The following is a 663-nucleotide window of genomic DNA, read 5'->3' as shown; positions in this document are numbered from 1 at the left end:
CGATTGAGGATTCTGCCAGGGTTATTTCCAGTATGGTTGATGCGGTCATGATCCGTACATTCGAGCACAGTAAAGTGGAAACTTTTGCCAAATTCTCGTCAGTACCGGTGATTAATGCGTTGACCGATGACTACCATCCATGCCAGTTATTGGCCGATATGCAGACCTATCAGGAACATCGGGGTGATATTCGTGGCAAAACCGTTACATGGATTGGTGATGGCAATAATATGTGTCATTCCTATATTAATGCCGCTCAACAGTTTGGTTTTAATCTGAATATTGCAACACCTGAAGGATATGAACCTAAAGCTTCTATTGTGAATGCAGTCAATGCCCGTATACGATTATTTAATGATCCACTTCAGGCTGCAAAACTGGCTGATTTAGTGGTGACCGATGTCTGGGCGAGTATGGGGCAGGAAGAAGAACAGCGTAAGCGAGAAGCCGCATTTTCGGCATTTCAGGTGGATAAAAACGTCATGCAACAAGCGACTTCAGATGCTTTGTTTATGCATTGTCTGCCTGCGCATCGAGGTGAAGAAGTCACTGCAGAAGTCATTGATGGACAACAAAGCGTTGTGTGGGATGAGGCGGAAAATCGCTTACATGCACAAAAAGCGTTGTTAGAGTTTCTCTGCGCCTAAGCTTCTGTTAAACATC

General features: G+C 44.5%; 1 protein-coding gene. It reads left to right on the top strand.

The genetic code is table 11. The annotated features are described in order from the left end of the window. Positions 1 to 647 (top strand): ornithine carbamoyltransferase (gene argF, locus B3O33_RS06330; RefSeq protein ID WP_292363210.1); only part of this gene is annotated, 647 nt, incomplete at its 5' end. Between the last annotated feature and the right edge of the window lie 16 nt (positions 648 to 663).

Origin of the sequence: Methylophaga sp. UBA1464 (assembly GCF_002325665.1) — a bacterium.
Classification (GTDB): domain Bacteria; phylum Pseudomonadota; class Gammaproteobacteria; order Nitrosococcales; family Methylophagaceae; genus Methylophaga.
Note: the sequence above shows the minus strand (reverse complement) of the source record. Positions and strands in the feature narration are given on the sequence as shown.